At 32.4% G+C, this 18,136-nt stretch carries 15 protein-coding genes; 12 read left to right on the top strand and 3 right to left on the bottom strand.

Annotated elements, in window-relative coordinates; all coding sequences use genetic code 11:
* The first annotated feature begins 60 nt into the window (after nt 1-60).
* From ACJTHF_RS04390 to ccpA, 10 genes are all read left to right on the top strand, one after another.
* Nucleotides 61-1,077, top strand: coding sequence for a PTS transporter subunit IIC (locus ACJTHF_RS04390; RefSeq protein ID WP_078355913.1), 1,017 nt, complete (start codon nt 61-63; stop codon nt 1,075-1,077).
* Complete coding sequence (locus ACJTHF_RS04385) at nt 1,074-1,388, top strand: thioredoxin family protein (protein ID WP_037588574.1); 315 nt, start codon at nt 1,074-1,076, stop codon at nt 1,386-1,388. Before ACJTHF_RS04390 ends, ACJTHF_RS04385 begins: the two co-directional genes overlap by 4 nt.
* A gap of 155 nt (nt 1,389-1,543) precedes the next feature.
* Nucleotides 1,544-2,422: a DUF1444 domain-containing protein gene (locus ACJTHF_RS04380; protein WP_078355912.1), complete on the top strand. Its 879-nt coding sequence runs from the start codon at nt 1,544-1,546 to the stop codon at nt 2,420-2,422.
* Nucleotides 2,423-2,434: 12 nt separating this feature from the next.
* A complete protein-coding gene (gene ytpR, locus ACJTHF_RS04375; RefSeq protein WP_058592020.1) occupies nt 2,435-3,040 on the top strand; it encodes a YtpR family tRNA-binding protein in 606 nt (201 codons plus the stop codon).
* A complete protein-coding gene (locus tag ACJTHF_RS04370) occupies nt 3,024-6,266 on the top strand; it encodes a DNA translocase FtsK (protein WP_325878638.1) in 3,243 nt (1,080 codons plus the stop codon). The genes ytpR and ACJTHF_RS04370 overlap by 17 nt, the downstream gene beginning before the upstream one ends.
* Before the next feature lie 22 nt (nt 6,267-6,288).
* Nucleotides 6,289-7,602, top strand: a complete 1,314-nt coding sequence (murC, locus tag ACJTHF_RS04365; RefSeq protein ID WP_048539565.1) for a UDP-N-acetylmuramate--L-alanine ligase — start codon at nt 6,289-6,291, stop codon at nt 7,600-7,602.
* An 84-nt stretch (nt 7,603-7,686) separates the two neighbouring features.
* Complete coding sequence (locus ACJTHF_RS04360) at nt 7,687-8,238, top strand: DUF948 domain-containing protein (RefSeq protein WP_048539566.1); 552 nt, start codon at nt 7,687-7,689, stop codon at nt 8,236-8,238.
* 92 nt (nt 8,239-8,330) lie between these two features.
* Nucleotides 8,331-8,993: a YtxH domain-containing protein gene (locus ACJTHF_RS04355; protein WP_048539567.1), complete on the top strand. Its 663-nt coding sequence runs from the start codon at nt 8,331-8,333 to the stop codon at nt 8,991-8,993.
* A 257-nt stretch (nt 8,994-9,250) separates the two neighbouring features.
* A complete protein-coding gene (locus tag ACJTHF_RS04350; protein ID WP_048539568.1) occupies nt 9,251-10,330 on the top strand; it encodes a bifunctional 3-deoxy-7-phosphoheptulonate synthase/chorismate mutase in 1,080 nt (359 codons plus the stop codon).
* A 258-nt stretch (nt 10,331-10,588) separates the two neighbouring features.
* Entirely contained in the window at nt 10,589-11,578 is a 990-nt protein-coding gene (gene ccpA / locus ACJTHF_RS04345) for a catabolite control protein A (protein WP_025905288.1), read from the top strand.
* A gap of 187 nt (nt 11,579-11,765) precedes the next feature.
* Here the strand turns inward: ccpA and ACJTHF_RS04340 are convergent, their stop codons facing one another.
* From ACJTHF_RS04340 to ACJTHF_RS04330, 3 genes are read right to left on the bottom strand one after another with little or no spacing between them, the layout of a single operon-like run.
* Nucleotides 11,766-12,911 carry an acetoin utilization protein AcuC gene (locus ACJTHF_RS04340; RefSeq protein ID WP_058592024.1) on the bottom strand — a complete coding sequence of 382 codons (1,146 nt, stop codon included), beginning with the start codon at nt 12,909-12,911 and terminating at the stop codon, nt 11,766-11,768.
* Nucleotides 12,904-13,548, bottom strand: a complete 645-nt coding sequence (locus tag ACJTHF_RS04335; protein WP_075578034.1) for a CBS and ACT domain-containing protein — start codon at nt 13,546-13,548, stop codon at nt 12,904-12,906. The genes ACJTHF_RS04340 and ACJTHF_RS04335 overlap by 8 nt, the downstream gene beginning before the upstream one ends.
* A 15-nt stretch (nt 13,549-13,563) precedes the next feature.
* Nucleotides 13,564-14,199, bottom strand: coding sequence for a GNAT family N-acetyltransferase (locus ACJTHF_RS04330; RefSeq protein WP_078355911.1), 636 nt, complete (start codon nt 14,197-14,199; stop codon nt 13,564-13,566).
* Nucleotides 14,200-14,348: 149 nt separating this feature from the next.
* On the opposite strand from ACJTHF_RS04330, the gene acsA reads away from it, so the two are divergent.
* Both acsA and ACJTHF_RS04320 read left to right on the top strand, forming a co-directional pair.
* Nucleotides 14,349-16,061 carry an acetate--CoA ligase gene (gene acsA, locus ACJTHF_RS04325; protein WP_048539571.1) on the top strand — a complete coding sequence of 571 codons (1,713 nt, stop codon included), beginning with the start codon at nt 14,349-14,351 and terminating at the stop codon, nt 16,059-16,061.
* Nucleotides 16,062-16,226: 165 nt separating this feature from the next.
* Nucleotides 16,227-17,894 (top strand): formate--tetrahydrofolate ligase, encoded by a 1,668-nt coding sequence (locus tag ACJTHF_RS04320; protein ID WP_058592094.1) that lies wholly within the window; start codon nt 16,227-16,229, stop codon nt 17,892-17,894.
* Nucleotides 17,895-18,136: the final 242 nt, after the last annotated feature.

Below are 18,136 nucleotides of genomic sequence, written 5' to 3'. Positions count from 1 at the left end.
TAATTTAAATAATGACACGTGTATTTTTTATTGTATAATCCATTTAAGGAGTGTGAATAAATGGAACGCGTAAAATCTTTTTTTAATCGAACAATTATAGATGGTTTAAGTTATATGGCTTTAGGTTTGTTTAGTACATTAATTGTTGGACTTATTATTGAAACTTTAGGCCAATCATTAAATACATATTTTGATACATCAATTATGATAGAAATAGGCAAGTTAGCTCAAACTTTAACAGGTGCTGGGGTAGGGGTAGCAGTTAGTTATGGTTTAGGCGCATCACCACTCATTATATTTACAACTGCAGTAACAGGCATGTATGGATATGAACAAGGTGGCGCTGTAGGAAGTTATTTATCTTCAGTATTTGCGAGTGAACTCGGAAGATTATATTCAGGCAAAACTAAAATAGATATTATTTTATCACCGATTTTAACGTTATTTATAGGTGCAGCTATTGCAAAGTTTATAGCGCCTTTTATCGATGCATTTATGAAAGCATTAGGAAATTGGATACAATTAAGTACTGATCAACAACCTTTATTAATGGGGATATTCGTTAGTCTTATTGTTGGTCTTACACTAAGTAGTCCAATCTCAAGTGCGGCTTTAGCGTTAATGCTCGGCTTAAGTGGAACAGCGGCAGCAGCAGCTACGATAGGTGGATGTTGTCATATGATCGGATTTGCAGTAACAAGCTATAAGGATAATGGTATTTCAGGCGTTATTGCACATGGTATTGGTACAAGTAAACTTCAAATTCCAAATTATTTAAAGCGACCCTTTATATTAATACCACCAGTCGTAGCAAGTATTGTTGTAGCACCAATTATGACAGTCTTTTGGCCAATGGAAAATAATGCTGCTGGTGCTGGAATGGGTTCAAGTGGACTTGTAGGGCAAATTATGACGATTAAAACAATGGGTAGTACGACAGAAGTATACTTACAAATTGCTTTCTTCCATTTCTTATTACCTGCAGTAATCAGTTTATTTGTTTATCATTTGTTGAAGAAGTATCATATAATTAAAGATGGTCAACAAACATTAATGATAGGAAGTGCAAAGAAATGAAACAATTAACGTCAATCGAAGAATACAAATCATTGATTAACGAACCCACAATATTTATGTTCACAGCATCTTGGTGTCCGGATTGTCATTTTATAGATCCTGATTTACCTGGACTTGAAGAGAAATACAATCAATATCAATTCGTATCAGTTGATCGTGATGAATTTATTGATTTATGTCAAGAAGTTGATGTTATGGGTATTCCAAGTTTTATTGCTTATAACAACGGTCAAGAACTTGGTAGATACGTTGGTAAAGAAAGAAAAACAATTCCACAAATTAGCGCATTTATTGATGGATTAAATAATTAAAATTATATAAAAAAAGCAGGTCGAAAAAAGTTTCTTTTATTTTCGAATTACCTGCTTTTTTATTTTATTTAACTTCATTTAAATATGTTTATCACTGTTACATAACTGCGATTTGTTGTAAACTATATAGAGGTATAAAAATAGGAGTGTTAAGTATGAATGTCTTTCAAATGAGAGATTTATTAAAAGACCGATTGAAAACTTTAGATGCAAATTTTAAGTTTGATAGGGAAAATGAAAGTTTAAGAATTGAACGTACTGATAATCAAAAAGGGCTTTCAGTTAAATTAGCTCCGATTATTGCTAAATATAAAAATAACGGTAATAAAACAATTGACGAAATTGTTTATTACGTCACTGAAACAATAAATGCAATGCAAGATGAATCCAATAAAGAAATTAATAAAATTGAAATCTTGCCTGTCATAAGGTCTACTAGTTTTCATAAAGAAACGAAAGAAGCTACACCTTTTGTCATTGATGAACATACAGCTGAAACAAATATATATTATGCGCTTGATTTAGGTAATACTTATAGACTAATAGATGAGTCTATGCTCAGTGAACTTAATTTAACGAAAGAACAAATTAAAGAGCAAGCGTTATTCAATATTAAAAAGAGAAAAACAACTTACAAGTCTGATGAAGTTCAAGGCAATACATTCTATTTCATTAATACGAATGACGGATATGATGCTTCACGTATTCTCAATCAGACATTCCTAAAAGATGTTTATCAAAATATTGAAGGGGAAATGTTATTAGCTACACCTCACCAAGATGTACTGGTGATTTGTGATATTAAAAATGAAATTGGGTATGATATTGTAGCGCAAATGACGATGCAATTCTTCCAAAATGGCTTAGTGCCAATAACATCATTATCATTCTCTTATACACCTGATAAACCTTTGGAACCAATATTTATTTTAGGTAAAAATCACTCTCGTAAGAGAAACCAAGAAGTTATTGAGCGATTAGAAAAAAATAGAGAAATATTTAAAAAAATGAAAAATAATCAAAAAAGATTGTAAGGAGTAGGAGAAATGAATTTATTTTATAATAAAAATGGTGTTGGCGATGTATTAATGGTTACTTTAGAACCTTTATTTGAAGAATTAGAATATGATTATCAAAATGATTTAACAATTATTAAAAGTGAAGATAAAATTGTTGGATTTAATATATTCAATGCTTCTAAATATGTTCAAATAGAAGGCAATGGCAATATTAAAGTTGAAGAGAAACACATTAATAGTATTCAAGACTTACTAGAGAAAAGTAATATTAATTATAAATTAGTCGTTGATTTATCTCCTAAGTTTGTAGTAGGATACGTATCTGAAAAATCAAAACATCCTGATGCAGATAAACTATCAGTATGTAAAGTTGATGTTGGTAATGAAACATTACAAATTGTATGTGGTGCTCCAAATATTGATCAAGAACAAAAAGTTGTTGTTGCTAAAGTAGGAGCCGTAATGCCTAGTGGAATGATTATTAAAGATGCAGAATTACGTGGTGTTCCTTCTAGTGGTATGATTTGTTCAATGAAAGAACTTGATTTAGAAGGTGCTCCAAAAGAAAAAGGTATAATGGTACTAGATGATAGTTATACTGTAGGAACACCATTCTTTGAAGACGAAAGGTAGTGAACCTATGAGTTGGTTTGATGATATATTCGGGCAATCGAAAAATGAACAAAAAAATGAAAAGCAAAAAAGCGATCAAGTGTCTTTTGATCATCATCCAGATGACGATTCAACTAATGAAGAAATTTATAGAAGACCTAAAGGCAAATTTAGATTTCCAATACAAATGGAATATGAAGAACAATCTAATGAAGAGCACCATCAACATGATAATGAAACAAGTCAACGAGAAGAGAAATATCATGATAGTAGATTTTATGATGAAAGCTCAGCTTCTTTTCCAACAAATAGAAGAAGACGTAGAAGAAATCGTAATGTGGATGCATATGAACCTGCTAAGAAGTCAAGAAGTTATGATCAGGATGTAACACATCATTACGATACGAAAAGTAAACAATCTTCTCAACGCTACGACAACAGTAAACGTTATAATGATGACTATCAATTTGAAGAAAGATTGAATGCATTACATCAACCAAAATTTAAAGCTTCTGAAGTGCCTTCAGCAATATTCGGTATGAGAAAACAAAAAGAAGTTCCTAATAGTGGTTTGAAAGATTATTCAACTAAATCAGATAATGATACTGAAAAAGAAAATAAACGTAAACCAAGTAGTGAAATCGTACAAGAAGTCCCTACTTATTCAAAGACGGATAATACGATTAACATTGAAAATATTTATGCTTCACAAATTGTTTCTGAAATTAGAAAAGAACGCGAGAAGAAACTTCAAAAGAAAAAACAATTTGAAAAAGCTTTAAGAGAAAAAAGAGAACAAGAACTTAACAGTCTTGATTCAGAAGAAACAAAGTCACAAATTAAAAACCAAGACTATTACTTAAAACAACAAGCTTCATATATTAAAAAAGATCCAAAAGATTATCAAGACGTGGAAGATGAATTGCAAGATGAATTACAAAATGACATACCCCAAGAAGAATCAAGCGACTCTCAAGAAGAGACGGTTAATTCTAATGCGTTACAGCCAGACGTCAATGATTTAACTACATATGAATTTAAAGAGATAGACTTAGATTTTGATGATACAGAAGATGACATTAAACAAGACAATGTTGATGATATCATTGAAGAAGTTGAGACTGAACATGAAGAAGACAATTCAACTCATGATTCAATTGAAGAGGAATCTTCAGAGGTTGAAGAAGTAGAATCGAGCAATGTAGTAGAAGACATTAGTGGAGCCGAAAATATTACTGAAGCTGAAGCAATACAACATTTTGAAGAAGATAATGAAGTTTCAAATGAAGAAGTTATCGAACCATCAGAAATAATAGAGACGCATGATTCTCTTGAAGAAGATGATCATGCATCGATTACACAATCTGATCAATTTGTCGAGGATGATATACATTTTGAAGAAGTAGAAGATTCTGAAGATGAAGAAATAGAAAAAATCGATCATGCTGAAGAAGTATTAACATTTGATGAAAATGAAGAAGATAATAATGAAAACTTATTCGAGTCTGATCATTTTGAAGTGGAAAGTGATACAGAAAAACAAGAAGCGGATAATGTTATTGCAGAAGAAGAATCAAATAATAATCCAATAGAAACTGAAGACACGATTCAAGAACCTGAAGAACCTAAAGAAACAACTTCTCACGAACCTATCTTGAAACCTAAGTCTGTTAGAAAGTCTTCACCATTTAACGTGATGATGACACCTTCAGATAAACGCAAACATCAAGCATTTAAGAATTCATCAAATATCAACAAGACGCAAACATCTAACATTCAAGAAACAGAAAATGAAAACAACACTGAACAAAATGAGTCTAACCAAGCTGTTAAACGTAAAGGACCATCTTATGTACTTCCACCAGTATCTATATTAGATGATCTAGTTGAGGAAGAAGATAATAGTGAATGGTTAGAGGAAAAGAAAAAAGAACTAGATGAAGCTTTTTATCATTTTAATGTGCCTGCACATGTTGTCAATATGATACAAGGGCCAACTGTTACAAGGTTTGAATTATCTGTTGAAAAAGGTGTTAAAGTATCTAGAATTACTGCGTTGCAAGATGACATTAAGATGGCATTAGCTGCTAAAGATATTCGTATTGAAGCGCCTATTCCAGGTACAAGTTTAGTAGGTATCGAAGTGCCTAATCAAAGTCCTAAAAAGATTCCATTAGGCCAAATGATCACGTCTAAACCTTTTCAACAAGCAGAAAGTAAACTGACTGTAGCAATGGGCTTTAAAATTAATAACGAACCGCTATTAATGGATATTGCTAAGACACCTCATGCGCTCATTGCTGGTGCAACAGGTTCTGGTAAGTCAGTATGTATTAATGCTATCTTAACAAGTTTACTTTATAAAAATCATCCAGATGAGCTGAAACTATTACTGATTGATCCGAAAATGGTAGAGCTTGCACCATATAATAATTTGCCGCATTTAGTTGCGCCAGTTATTACGGATGTTAAAGCAGCAACTGCTAGTTTAAAATGGGCAGTTGAAGAGATGGAACGTAGATATAAGCGTTTTGCTGAATTACATGTCAGAAATATTACTGCATTTAATAAGAAAGCAAATTACGAGCAAAGAATGGCAAAAATCATTATAGTTATAGATGAGTTAGCTGATTTAATGATGATGTCACCTCAAGAAGTTGAACAATCTATTGCTAGAATTGCACAAAAAGCTAGAGCATGTGGTATACATATGATTCTTGCGACACAACGACCATCCGTCAATGTGATTACAGGTTTAATTAAAGCAAACGTACCAACAAGAATATCATTCATGGTATCGTCTTCTATTGACTCTAGAACAATTCTTGATGTTGGTGGAGCAGAGAAATTACTTGGTAATGGTGATATGTTATATCTTGGTAACGGTATGAATAAACCGATAAGAGTTCAAGGTGCATTTGTATCAGATGATGAAATTGATGAAACAGTAGAAAATGTTAGTAGTCAAATGAAACCTAATTATCTATTCAAAGAAGAAACATTGTTGAAAAAGGTAAATGAACAACCTGCTGATGCACTATTTGATGAAGTTTGTGAATTTATGTTAAACGAAGGTCATATTTCAACTTCACTTATACAAAGACATTTCCAAATTGGATATAATAGAGCAGCGAGAATGATTGATAATCTTGAAGAGAGAGGTTATATATCAGGACCTAATGGCTCTAAACCAAGAGATGTACTTATTACTAAAGATATGATAGAAGAAAGAGAAACTAACATTTAAGAAATAGAAGGAGTGACATGAAATGACATTATTTCATTTTGTCGGCATAAAAGGTGCAGGTATGAGTTCACTTGCACAAATCATGCACGACATGGGACATAAAGTACAAGGTTCTGATATAGAGAATACAGTATTTACTGAAATAGCATTAAAAAATAAAGGCATTAAAATATTACCTTTTGATGTAGAAAATATTCAAGAAGGCATGACTGTTATAGCAGGTAATGCCTTTCCAGATACACACCCTGAAATAGCAAAAGCTTACGACATGGGACTTGAAGTAAAAAGATATCATATATTCCTAGGTGAATTTATGTCTCAATATACATCAGTCGCTGTTACAGGTGCACACGGTAAAACATCGACAACTGGATTATTATCACATGTCATGAATGGTGATCAAAAGACATCATTCTTAATAGGTGATGGAACAGGTATGGGATTACCTGATAGCTCATACTTTGCTTTTGAAGCTTGTGAATATAGAAGACACTTTTTAAGTTATTATCCAGATTATGCGATTATGACAAATATTGATTTTGATCATCCAGACTATTTTAAAGATTTACAAGACGTAACAAATGCATTCCAAGAGATGGCTAGTAATGTAAAAAAAGCAATCGTTGCTTGGGGACATGACGCTGAACTTAGAAAAATTAAAGCGGATGTTCCAATTTACTTTTATGGTTTCGAACACGACAATGATGTCTATGCTGAAAATATTCAAACGTCTTCTAAAGGTACAACATTTGATGTATACTTCAAATCTAAAAACGAACTCATAGGTACATTTACAACACCTATGTATGGTGATCACCACGTTCTAAATGCATTAGCTGTTATTGCAATTTGCCATTTAGAAAAACTTGATATTGAAAATATTAAAGAAGCATTATTAACTTTTGGTGGTGTAAAAAGAAGATTTAGTGAAAGTTTTTACGATAATCAAATCTTAATCGATGACTATGCTCACCATCCGAGAGAAATAAATGCTACAATTGAATCAGCTAGAAAAAAATATCCTGAAAATGAAGTAGTTGCAGTATTTCAGCCACATACATTTTCAAGAACAGAAACTTTCTTAAACGAATTTGCTGAAAGTTTAAACCTTGCTGATAAAGTATACTTATGTGACATCTTTGGTTCTATTCGAGAACAACAAGGTGAGCTGACAATACATGATTTAAAAGCATTAATTCCTAATGCGGATTTAATTAGTGAAGAATCTGTTTCTCAGCTACAAAAGCATGATAATGGTGTTATACTATTTATGGGTGCTGGAGATATTCAAAAAGTTCAAAAAGCCTATGTTACTTCACTATCACATTTAATATAATATGTTTATACTTTAATAGTGAGGGTATTAAATATTAGTAAATCGAATAAAGAATAGTTTTATAATTATTAGGAGGCGTTCAGTATGGATTGGATTTTACCAATAGCAGGCATAATTGCTGCGGTTGCATTTTTAATTATTTGTGTTGTCTTAGCACTATTTTTAATGCAATTATTAAAAACAGTTAAAGGAATTAATGAAACTTTAGATGGCATTCAAGGCCAAATACAAGGTATCACTCGTGAATCTACAGATTTACTTCATAAAGCAAATCGTTTAACTGAAGATATTCAAGATAAATCATTACGCTTAAACTCAGTAGTAGATGCAGTTAAAGGTGTAGGAGATTCTGTACAAACACTTAATAATTCAGTAGATAGAGTTACAAACTCTATTACACACAATATCTCACAAAATGAAGATAAGATTTCTCAAGTTATTCAATGGTCAAATGTTGCAATGGAAGTTGCAGATAAATGGCAATTAAGAAGAGATCGTAGAAGTAATGTATCGTACAAAAATAATGTAAATGCTTCTAAAGATTTTGAAGCACAAGTGCCGAAAGACTACAATGAAAAAACAACATCAGGTGACAACTTAGATGAAGATAAAATTGGTGCAGGCTTGAAAAAATAAAGTGCATGGAAGTAAATAACAATCTTTTCAGGCTGAGGCATATAAAAAATGTCACAGCCTGATTTCTTTAATAAAATTAGGGGGAAAATAAAATGGAAAACAAATACAATAGAGATTTATATACACATGGTCTAGAAACATATGAAGCTGAATATGAAAAAAATACAAACGGTAGAGATTTTGTATTTGGTGTAGTATTAGGTACAGTAGTAGGTGGAATTGTTGGTTTATTACTAGCACCTAAATCAGGGAAAGAACTACAAGATGATTTAAGTGAGAAATCAAACAAAATTATCGATGACGTTAAAACTAAAACTGACGACTTAAAAGTTCAAGCTCAATCTAAAGCTGAAGAAATCAAAACACAAGCTGAAGAAAAGAAAGAAGAAGTCAAAACTAAAGTTGAAGATAAAAAAGCACAAGCGAGCGAAAAAGCAGAAGAAGTGAAAGCTAAAGCTGCTGATAAAAAAGAAGAAGCTAGTCAAAAAGCGGAAGAAGTAAAAGCTAAAGCTACAGATAAAAAAGAAGAAGTTAAAACAAAAGCTTCAGAAAAGAAAACAGAAACTAAGAAAAAAGCAGAAGAAGTAAAATCTAAACAAGCTGAAAAGAAAGCTAACAAAGGCGTTGTAACAGCTGACGATGTAGGCGATGAAGAATTAAAAGCACAAAAAGGTGCGATTAAATCTGAAGTAGAAAATGAAGACTTAAAAGGTCCAAAAACAGTTGTAGAGAAAAAAACTTTCGATAAAAAATAATAAATAAGTGATGTATAACGCATATTATTTGTACTACCGAAAAGTTATAACATAACTTTTCGGTAGTTTTTTATATTGTAATGAACACCATTATAAATTAAAATATACTTTATTAGTCTGATTAGTAATAAACTTTAATATTTTTGAGATATTGGGGTTGAATCAGATCATTTTAATTGTTATACTAACATCTAATTACTTATATATTTTATCGCTTTAAAGTATGTGAGTTAAATTGTTTACATGAGGTGAAAAGGATGTCAAATGAATTAGAGAATTTAAGAAAAAGAATTGAAGGTATTAATGATGAAATTTTAGCTTTATTACAAGAGCGTGGTACTTTAGCTAAAAAAATTGGTGAAGAAAAACGTAAACAAGGTACTCAAGTATATGATCCACAACGTGAAAAAGAAATGTTAAATCATTTAATTGATAATAACCAAGGACCATATAACGACAATACTATTAAGCAATTATTTAAAGAGATCTTTAAAGCTTCTACTGACTTACAAAAATCTGAAAATGAAAAACATTTATATGTTTCTCGTAAATTAAAACCAGAAGATACTATTGTACAATTCGACAATGGTGCAATTATTGGCAATAATAAAAAATCATTCGTATTCGGGCCATGTTCTGTAGAATCACAAGAACAAGTTGATACTGTTGCGAAAGAATTAGCTGATAGAGGCGAAAAATTCATTAGAGGTGGCGCATTTAAACCACGTACTTCTCCTTATGACTTCCAAGGTTTAGGTGAAGAAGGATTAAAAATTCTTAAAAATACTAAAGATAAATACGGTTTAAATATCGTAAGTGAAATTGTAAATCCTGCACACTTTGAAATGGCTGATGAATACTTAGATGTATTCCAAATTGGTGCAAGAAACATGCAAAACTTTGAGTTATTAAAAGAAGCAGGTAAAACAAACAAACCTATCTTATTAAAACGTGGTCTTTCTGCAACTATCGAAGAATTCATTTACGCTGCAGAATATATTCATTCACAAGGTAACAATAATATTATCTTATGTGAACGTGGTATTAGAACATATGAAAAAGCTACAAGAAACACATTAGATATTTCAGCAGTTCCAATTTTAAAGCAAGGTACACATCTACCAGTTATGGTAGACGTTACGCATAGTACTGGTCGTAAAGACATCATGCTACCATGTGCTAAAGCTGCATTAGCAGTTGGAGCTGACGGTGTAATGGCAGAAGTACATCCTGATCCATCAGTAGCGTTAAGTGACGCTGGACAACAAATGGACTTAAATGAATTTGACGCATTCTACAAAGAAATCGTTGAAGCTGCTAAATTATACGAAAAATAATTTTCATATACATCGACTGGCGAAAAGTTATCATAACTTTTCGCCAGTTTTTATGTTGTAAATCAATACATGTTCGTTTGTTTTCTGAAAAACTATTTACAATTTACACAATACTCAAAAATATTAGAGCAATTGTATCGACAACACCTCTATAATCTTTTATAATTGTTAATTGTGAGTTCGCTTTCATATATTTTGAAAACATTATGAAAACGTGCTAGAATAAAGTAGAAAACGTTTTCAAGATAGGAGGATATTATGACTGTAACAATATATGATGTTGCAAGAGAAGCAAAAGTATCAATGGCAACAGTTTCACGTGTCGTGAATGGCAACCAAAATGTAAAGCCTTCAACACGTGATAAAGTAAATGAAGTAATTAAAAGATTAAATTATAGACCTAATGCTGTAGCTAGAGGTTTAGCAAGTAAGAAAACAACAACTGTTGGGGTAATTATTCCTGACATTTCAAATGTTTATTATTCTGAATTAGCTCGTGGTTTAGAAGATATTGCTACTATGTATAAATATCATACAATCATTTCAAATTCTGACAATGATAGTGAAAAAGAACAAGAGATATTTAATAATTTATTAAGTAAACAAGTTGACGGCATTATTTTCTTAGGTGGTACTTTAACAGATGAAACAGTAGACCTTATTGATAAATCATCAGTACCAGTAGTCGTATCAGGTACGAATGATAAAGACTCTAAACTTGCTTCAGTTAACATTAACTATACAGAAGCTAGTAAAGAAATTGCTGAGTCATTGATTAAGAAAGGTGCTAAGAAATTTGCATTTGTAGGTGGAGGATATTCAGAAAAAGCGCAAGATGATGCTTTTAAAGGATTAGAACTTGCACTTCAAGAAGCTGGACTTGAAATCGAAGACAATGCTAAATTTGTTGGTAATGAAACATATAAAGATGGTAGTCGTGCTTATGAGGCTGTTTCTCAAGATAAGCCGGATGTTATTTTATGTATTAGTGATGAACAAGCAATTGGTATTGTACACGCAGCACAAGATGCAGGCGTTAATGTACCAAATGATTTACAAGTTGTAAGTTTCAATAATACAAGATTAGTTCATATGGTTAGACCTCAATTATCAAGTGTGACACAACCATTATATGATATTGGTGCAGTTGGTATGAGATTATTAACTAAATATATGAATGATGAACAAATTGATGAACCTAATGTGATTTTACCTTATAGAGTAGAATATAGAGGTACAACTAAATAATATAGAAAGACGAGAGCGGGACAGAAATCTAATTTATATAAAATGATTTCGTAGTCCCGCCCCGGCAAGGATGACTAGAGTTGAAAAAAGCTTGGTACAAGCGCATTTCGGGTTCAGACATCTACTGCCAAGTTGCAAAAAGAGACTGAGACATTACATTATGTCCCAGTCTCGTCTTTTTTAACATTTAATCAAACCAATCTAATATTCTTAGTTTAGTATTATTATTTTTTTCTGTTATTTCTTTTCTTCTAGGTATGTCAGTATAGTCTTCTTTTTCATCTATCCAAGTTGAAGGTAGTGGTAATGGTGCGTGTGGTTGGTATTTTTGTAACCATGAATCTGGTATTGATCCTTGAGGTGTTTCTAGGTCATTTAGTGCAAACCATACATGTGACCACGCTCTAGGTACAACGCGCCATATATTATAGCCACCGCCTCCAATCATAATGATTTTGCCATCACAATATTTATCAGCTAAACCTTTAACGATATATGGTATTTTATACAATGTATCAAGTGTGCAACTTAAATGTGTGAGTGGATCTAAATAATGTATATCCACACCATTTACACTTAGTATGACATCTGGTTTATATGCTTTACAAACTGCTTCTACTGTATCTTTAAAAACGTCTATGTATGAATCGTCTTCTGTATAAGCATCTAATGGTACATTGACAGTCGTTCCAAATCCTTTGCCATCACCGCGTTCTGTTAACGCACCAGTGCCTGGAAATAAGTATCGACCAGTTTCATGTATAGAATAGTTCATGACATCTTCGTTTGTATAAAATGACCATTGTACGCCATCGCCGTGATGTGCGTCTGTATCAATATATAAGACACGTTGATTATACTTTGATTGCATGTATTGAATGGCAACAGCACTGTCATTATATATACAAAATCCGCTCGCTTTACCTTTAAAGCCATGATGTAAGCCACCGCCAAGATGGCATGCTCTTGTTGCTTCTCCAGTCATAACGGCATCTACTGCACTTAAAGTTCCACCAACAACACGTGCACTATTTTCATGCATATTTATAAATTGTGGCGTGTCTTCAGAATTTAATCCGTATTTATCATATTCTTTTAATGGTAAATCACCATTACCAGCTTTCTTTATTGCTTCTATATAATTTGGTTCATGTACGAGTTGAAGTTCTTCATCAGTCGCTACCCGAGGTGAAATAATATGTGCTTCGGTTAATACACCTAAATCAAAGAGTAAATCAGTTGTTAATTTAAGTCTCATTTGATTGAAAGGGTGACTATCTGAAAAACGATATTTCAATAAATCTTCAGAATATACATATTTAACATTAGTCATTTTTTATACCAAACGGATAGATGACATGGTAATCTTGTTCTTCTAATAATTTGTATATTTTCTCTGGATTCATTGATTTCACTCGTAACATCAGGTATCTCTTATTAATATCTTGTTGATCTGCATAAGCCAAAACGTTTAAGATATCAATATTTTGTTCTTTAAATATTCTAGTAATATCATGAAGTGCGCCAACTTTATCATCAATATGTACTTCAATAATAGAACCAGGCATAGTCACACCTGTAAGTTCTAAAAATGTATTGAGCATGTCTTTTTGGGTAACGATACCAATTACTTTATTATCTCGAATAACTGGAATTGAACCAATAGACATTTCATAAAAATCTAGTGCAATATCTTCTACGAAATCAAGTGGATGGCAACGTATCACATTACGTCTCATTATTTTTGAAACAGATAATGACAAACTTTTGTTGGGCTCGTCATCAGATAATATACTAGGCAGAGCCATTTTTATATCTCTATCAGAAATAATACCGAGTAAATGATCTTCTTCATCAACAATCGGTAAATGTCTAATTTCTTTTTGTGTCATTAATACTAAAGCATCTTCAATAGATTTATCACTTTGTATTGTTGTACAAGGTGATGTCATAATTTTTTCAACTAACATAAATTCAAACCTCCTCTAAAAGAAAAATCTATTCATAAATCTGAGTTTATCAAATGCTTCCATTTGTTCTTGTTGAATATTTTGTCCAATCCTTGCCATTAGGCTATTAGCTGGATGACTAATTATTTCAGGGTCGTCTGTTGCAAACACTTCTAATCCACCTTCAGCCATCATTTTATGCATGATTTTTTGATATTGATAAACATCTAAACCACTGTTTTTTAAATCCCAATGCCAATAATATTCAGTTGTAATGACGATGAAATCTTCCATTTCAGGCGCTTTCATAGCAAGTTGAAGCATTTTTTTACCTAGACCATAGTTACGATAATCTAAAGACAATTCAACAGCACCTAACTCTAGAATATACGGTAAATTACCATCTGACCATCTTTCTAATGGGTCAGGGTATAAGTATGTCGTATAACCGATAATATGTTGATCAATACGTGCGATAATTATTCTTCCTTCAGGTAATTCAGCAATTTCAATAATGGCTTCAAATTGTTCTTTAGATACTCTAAAACTATTGAGTCCTTCATCAAAAGTCATGTTTCGTAATTGATCTGGATGTACAGGTCCTTCAACGATAATATCTGTGTCTTTATCATAGGGGACAGTTTCAGATATAAAAGTCTTCTTGAATTCCAATGTTGTACCTCCTTTCATTAAGTATGATATTCTATATTTGCAATATGTATTTTGAATAATCAAATTTTTTTGAAAAGTATCATCTATTTATATTATAATGTAAATAGGCTTTATTGAAAACGATTACATTCATAAAAGGGGAGATTTAAATGAAAGTCGAAGTTTACGAAGCATTAAATGATTCTTATAACCTTGCTGATTATGATGAAACAGTAAAAAATCATAATTGGAAAGATATCGAAAAGAATTTCAGTTGGAGTGAAACTGGAAAAATAAATATGGCTTACGAATGTATCGATCGTCATGTAGACAATGGTAAAGGGGACAAAATTGCACTTCATTATAAAGATAGCAATAGACAAGATAGTTATACATTTAAAGAATTACAAATCGCGAGTAATAAAGCTGCAAATGTCTTGAAAAATGAAGCGAATGTACAAAAAGGTGATAGAGTATTTATATTTATGCCTAGAACACCTGAATTATATTTCTCTTTATTAGGTACTTTGAAGATTGGGGCTATCGTAGGACCATTATTCGAAGCTTTTATGGAAAAAGCAGTTAAAGACAGATTAGAAAATAGTGAAGCTAAAGTGATCATTACGACGAATGATTTAGTTGGTAGAATTCCGAAAGATGAATTACCAAACCTTGAACATATTGTCGTTGTAGATGACGAAGTAAGTGATGAATACATTGATTTCAATCAATCATTTGAACAAGCAAGTGATGAATTTGATATTGAATGGTTAGATAGAGAAGATGGTTTAATCTTACATTATACATCAGGTTCTACAGGACAACCTAAAGGTGTATTACATGTTCAAGAGGCTATGATCGTACATTATATATCTGGTAAATATGTATTAGACTTTAAAGAAGATGATGTTTATTGGTGTACAGCTGACCCAGGTTGGGTAACAGGCACATCATACGGTATCTTTAGTCCTTGGTTAAATGGTGTTACAAATTGCATTGTCGGTGGAAGATTTTCGCCTGAAGGTTGGTATGACTTTATTCAAACATATGGCGTAACAATTTGGTATACAGCGCCAACAGCACTTCGTATGTTAATGGGTGCTGGTGATGATGTTGTTAGTAAGTATGATCTTTCATCATTAAGACATGTGCTTTCAGTTGGTGAACCATTAAACCCTGAAGTTATTAAATGGGCACATAACGTATTTAATCATAGAGTACATGATACATGGTGGATGACTGAAACAGGTGGACATATGATTGTAAACTATCCTTCTATGGATATACGTGCTGGTTCGATGGGTAAACCATTACCAGGTATTGAAGCAGCAATTGTAGATGATCAAGGTAATGAATTACCACCGAATAGAATGGGTAACTTAGCCCTTAAAAAAGGTTGGCCATCAATGATGAGAACAATTTGGAATAATCAACCTAAATACGATTCTTACTTTATCAATGATGAGTGGTATGTTTCAGGAGATTCTGCATATAAAGATGAAGATGGTTATTACTGGTTCCAAGGTAGAGTTGATGATGTAATTATGACTGCTGGTGAACGTGTAGGTCCATTTGAGGTTGAATCTAAACTCGTTGAACATCCAGCTGTTGCTGAAGCGGGTGTTATCGGTAAACCTGACCCAGTAAGAGGTGAAATTATTAAAGCATTTATTGCTTTAAGAGATGGCTATGAAGAATCAGACGAACTTAAAGAAGAAATTAGAAAGTTTGTTAAAGAAGGATTAGCTGGTCATGCAGCACCTCGTGAAATTGAATTTAAAGATAAATTACCTAAGACACGTTCAGGTAAAATTATGAGACGTGTACTTAAAGCTTGGGAATTAGATTTACCAGCAGGTGACTTATCTACGCTTGAAGATTAATTTAAATAAAGTTCACGTCATATAATTGGCGTGATCTTTTTTACGGGAAATTTGAATAAAAGTAACTTACATATCGACTTTTATAAGTGAATTGTATATCCTAATAGTGTTAGGATATGTCATTTAATATTTAATTTGTAATATAAATTTAAGGAGTGAACGATGTTGAGTCATTTATCAGATTTAGAAATTGCAAAACAAAGTACTTTAAGACCAATTAGTGAAATAGCTGAGAAGGTGGGAATTTCTCATGAAGCTTTGGAACCATATGGTCACTACAAAGGAAAAGTTGATATTACAAAGCTAAATAATCTAGAGGAAAAAGGTAAAGTTGTTCTTGTAACAGCTTTAAGTCCAACGCCAGCAGGTGAAGGGAAATCAACGGTAACAGTTGGATTAGCAGATGCCTTTAATCAACTTAATCAAAATGTAATGGTTGCATTAAGAGAACCTTCACTTGGACCTGTATTTGGTATGAAAGGTGGCGCAACAGGTGGTGGTTATGCACAAGTTTTACCAATGGAAGAAATCAATTTACATTTTAATGGTGACTTACACGCGATAACGACTGCTAATAATGCGTTGTCAGCTTTTATCGATAATCATATCTATCAAGGTAACGAACTCAATATTGATTCTAGACGAGTTGAGTGGAAACGTGTACTTGATATGAATGATAGAGAGTTACGTCAAGTCGTAGTTGGTTTAGGTGGCCCGACAAGAGGTGTACCAAGAGAAGATGGTTTTGATATCACAGTTGCATCTGAAATAATGGCTATATTCTGTTTATCAAACGGCATTAAAGATTTAAAAGAAAATCTAGCTAACATTACAATTGGCTATAATGTCGATAAGCAACCAGTAACGGTTCGTGATTTAAAGGTAGAAGGTGCTTTAACACTTATTTTAAAAGACGCGCTAAAACCTAACATCGTACAAACGATAGAAGGCACGCCTGCATTAGTACATGGTGGACCTTTTGCGAATATTGCACATGGATGTAATTCAATTATTGCAACGAATACTGCTAGAAAGTTAGCGGATATCGTCGTAACAGAAAGTGGATTTGGTTCAGATTTAGGTGCAGAGAAGTTTTTAAATATCAAAACACGTAAAGCTGGATTTGATCCAAGTGCAGTTGTAATAGTCGCAACTATTCGTGCGTTAAAAATGCATGGTGGCGTAGCAAAAACTGATCTTAAAGAAGAAAATGTTCAAGCTGTTCAACAAGGTATCGTAAACTTAGAACGACATGTCAATAATATTAAACAGTTTGGCGTTGAGCCTGTTGTAGCAATTAATGCGTTTATTCACGATACAGATGACGAAGTACAAGTTGTCTTAGATTGGTGTAAAGAAAATAACGTAAAAGTTGCTCTAACAGAAGTTTGGAAAAATGGTGGAGAAGGTGGCGTCGAACTCGCTAAAGAAGTATTAAAAGTATTAGAAACGCCACAATCATTTAAGCCACTTTATGACTTAGACTTATCTATAGAAGAAAAAATAGAAACAATTGTTCAGAAAGTATATGGCGGTAGATCTGTTAAATTTAGTGATAAAGCCTTAAAACAATTGAAGACAATTAAAGAAAACGGTTGGGATGAATACCCAGTTTGTATGGCGAAAACACAATATTCATTTACAGACGATCCAAAAGAACTTGGTGCACCAGTAGACTTCGATATAACAATAAGAGAATTATCACCAAGAACTGGCGCAGGATTTATCGTAGCATTAACAGGGGACATCATGACAATGCCAGGTTTACCAAAGAAACCAGCAGCATTAAATATGGATGTTAACGAAGACGGTTCTGCAGTAGGATTATTCTAAAAAAATATGACTTTATAGAAAACTGTTGAGACAATAATGGCTGTCTCAACAGTTTCTTTGTTTATAAAATATTTAGGGATATGTAGAGAATGAGTTTTTAATTACAAAAGTCGGTCGAAGTGTAAATAAAGGTGTCCATAGTAACAAAACTCGGTCGAAATGTAACTAAGGCAAATCTTTCATTAAATCATACCCAACAAAAAATAACACCTCATTTTCACTGAAAATGAGGTGTTATAAAC

It is taken from the genome of Mammaliicoccus sp. RAM2, from assembly GCF_045897195.1.
Classification (GTDB): domain Bacteria; phylum Bacillota; class Bacilli; order Staphylococcales; family Staphylococcaceae; genus Mammaliicoccus; species Mammaliicoccus sciuri.
This window is presented reverse-complemented; position numbering and strand designations above follow the sequence as displayed.

Bases quoted from the DNA above. Each gene is read 5' to 3' on its own strand.
- ACJTHF_RS04390 (WP_078355913.1), top strand. From the start codon at position 61: ATGGAACGCGTAAAATCTTTTTTTAATCGAACAATTATAGATGGTTTA.
- ACJTHF_RS04385 (WP_037588574.1), top strand. From the start codon at position 1,074: ATGAAACAATTAACGTCAATCGAAGAATACAAATCATTGATTAACGAA.
- ACJTHF_RS04380 (WP_078355912.1), top strand. From the start codon at position 1,544: ATGAATGTCTTTCAAATGAGAGATTTATTAAAAGACCGATTGAAAACT.
- ytpR (WP_058592020.1), top strand. From the start codon at position 2,435: ATGAATTTATTTTATAATAAAAATGGTGTTGGCGATGTATTAATGGTT.
- murC (WP_048539565.1), top strand. From the start codon at position 6,289: ATGACATTATTTCATTTTGTCGGCATAAAAGGTGCAGGTATGAGTTCA.
- ACJTHF_RS04360 (WP_048539566.1), top strand. From the start codon at position 7,687: ATGGATTGGATTTTACCAATAGCAGGCATAATTGCTGCGGTTGCATTT.
- ACJTHF_RS04355 (WP_048539567.1), top strand. From the start codon at position 8,331: ATGGAAAACAAATACAATAGAGATTTATATACACATGGTCTAGAAACA.
- ACJTHF_RS04350 (WP_048539568.1), top strand. From the start codon at position 9,251: ATGTCAAATGAATTAGAGAATTTAAGAAAAAGAATTGAAGGTATTAAT.
- ccpA (WP_025905288.1), top strand. From the start codon at position 10,589: ATGACTGTAACAATATATGATGTTGCAAGAGAAGCAAAAGTATCAATG.
- ACJTHF_RS04340 (WP_058592024.1), bottom strand. From the start codon at position 12,911: ATGACTAATGTTAAATATGTATATTCTGAAGATTTATTGAAATATCGT.
- ACJTHF_RS04335 (WP_075578034.1), bottom strand. From the start codon at position 13,548: ATGTTAGTTGAAAAAATTATGACATCACCTTGTACAACAATACAAAGT.
- acsA (WP_048539571.1), top strand. From the start codon at position 14,349: ATGAAAGTCGAAGTTTACGAAGCATTAAATGATTCTTATAACCTTGCT.